The sequence below is a fragment of the Klebsiella sp. 1SOBk5mer genome, from assembly GCF_046603115.1.
GTDB classification, from domain to species: domain Bacteria; phylum Pseudomonadota; class Gammaproteobacteria; order Enterobacterales; family Enterobacteriaceae; genus Klebsiella; species Klebsiella quasipneumoniae.
This window is the reverse complement of record NZ_JBKIUU010000027.1, coordinates 1-1,680: the sequence shown is the minus strand read 5'-3', so window position 1 is coordinate 1,680 and position 1,680 is coordinate 1. Positions and strand designations below refer to the sequence as shown.

The following is a 1,680-nucleotide window of genomic DNA, read 5'->3' as shown; positions in this document are numbered from 1 at the left end:
TTCTGGAGATCGGGGAGCAAAAACACGCAAGGGATTTTGAGGCGGCAAAAGAGCAATGGAGCAATGGAGCAATGGAGCAATGCAGGATAGACAATCATGGTCAGAACGTTAACACGTAGCCCCTGATTGTCCGCCTGCCGCTGGCTCAATTTGAAAACATGGCCATGATTCGGCGCTGAATATCACCGTCTTTGTTGACCAGTGTTTTAGTGACAAACGCCGCGTAGTTTTTAGATGTGTTGTATCCCTTCCAGACTTCATGTGGATCGAGTGCATACGCACAAACCTTACCGGCAACAGGAATTCTGACTAACGCGTTTTTTGATTCTAAGTAGTTGAGCCAGCGCTTAATTGTGCTTCGGCTAACACCCAATTTATCTGCTAAAAACTGCTGATCGGCAACAACAGCACCGCATGAGGGATCTATGTGCTCAGCTAAAAACGAGTAAAGCGGTATTGCTACAACTCCCTGCTTGTCCTTCGACAGTTCTCGGATCCTTTCCCAGCCCTTCTGATAAACCTGGGTGAATGGGCCGTTATTTTTCGGTTCTGGTTCCGATTCTTTGTTTAATTTTTCCAGTTCTTTTAGACGCTTTTTTCGCTGCTCTTCAGTCCCGATATACATGGTAAATCTCCACGGTCTAATGATGGTTCAAATATAAGCCATCATAGCTCAAACGTAAACTATGATAGGTCAACCTAGCTCACACATGCGTGAGCTAACCTTAGACCACGCATGCGTGAGCTAACCCATAATACAAGTAGCTAAAAAATCAATAACTTACAAAATCGCCCTTAAATATCTTTTCTGCTGAAAGTGTTGCGCAAAGCGGAACACTTTTTTGGGGTGTCGGGGCGAAGCCCTGAACCAGTCACGTAGCGCTAGCGGAGTGTATACTGGCTTACTCCTCTGCAAGCCTTGTCAGCCGTGATTTTTGCCAGATTTCGCACTCTCCACGTTTAACAGCTCCATCATGCTTTTGCCGTCCGTTCACCGTTAAAACGCCTCAGAAATCAGGACAGGATGTGTAATTGTAATACCGTCACACGCGACGCTATCACAATTGCCATCTGGTCAGGGCTTTGCCCCGACACCCCGCATCAGTGCGTACGTGCTCAATGTGGTTTCCGGTTCTCTTCCGCTTCCTCGCCCACTCGCTCACTAACGTTCGGTCGCTGGGGCTGCGGCGAGCGGTGCCACCTCTCGCATGTTGTCGGTGATTCCGCTGTTGTTCTTTCGGGGATGAGTCGCCAGATAGCCCCTCAAACGCGCTCAAAAGCTCTCAGACGCACGAAACGGGTTTTAGATGCCCGCTAGGGCATGGAAGGCGCGAAAAACGCTTACAGAGGCTCTCAGGAGGTCAGGCGCGCCGATACCCCTAACCAGGGGCTTTCAGGTCGCCAGGAACCGCGCCAGCCCCCTGCAAAGCCCATTTGCACGGAACAGGCAGCCATGCGGTTGGTAGGTAGTCGTAGACCGTCGGTGTTACAGCGATGGGGGTCTGGGGTTCTCCCCAGACGGTTTCCGGTTGCGCTCAAGGCGCTGCCGGAACCGTGGCGGCTCGGTCGTTCTGGAGATCGGGGAGCAAAAACACGCAAGGGATTTTGAGGCGGCAAAAGAGCAATGGAGCAATGGAGCAATGGAGCAATGCAGGATAGACAATCATGGTCAGAACGTTA

The 1,680-nt window shown here is 50.8% G+C and carries 1 protein-coding gene; it reads right to left on the bottom strand.

The window, feature by feature from the left end; genetic code table 11:
- Window positions 1-145: 145 nt before the first annotated feature.
- Window positions 146-625 (bottom strand): helix-turn-helix domain-containing protein, encoded by a 480-nt coding sequence (locus ACLH1U_RS25130; protein ID WP_080816855.1) that lies wholly within the window; start codon window positions 623-625, stop codon window positions 146-148.
- Between the last annotated feature and the right edge of the window lie 1,055 nt (window positions 626-1,680).

What these genes read in the sequence shown, in the direction of transcription:
- ACLH1U_RS25130 (WP_080816855.1), bottom strand. Translation starts at nt 625, where the DNA reads ATGTATATCGGGACTGAAGAGCAGCGAAAAAAGCGTCTAAAAGAACTG.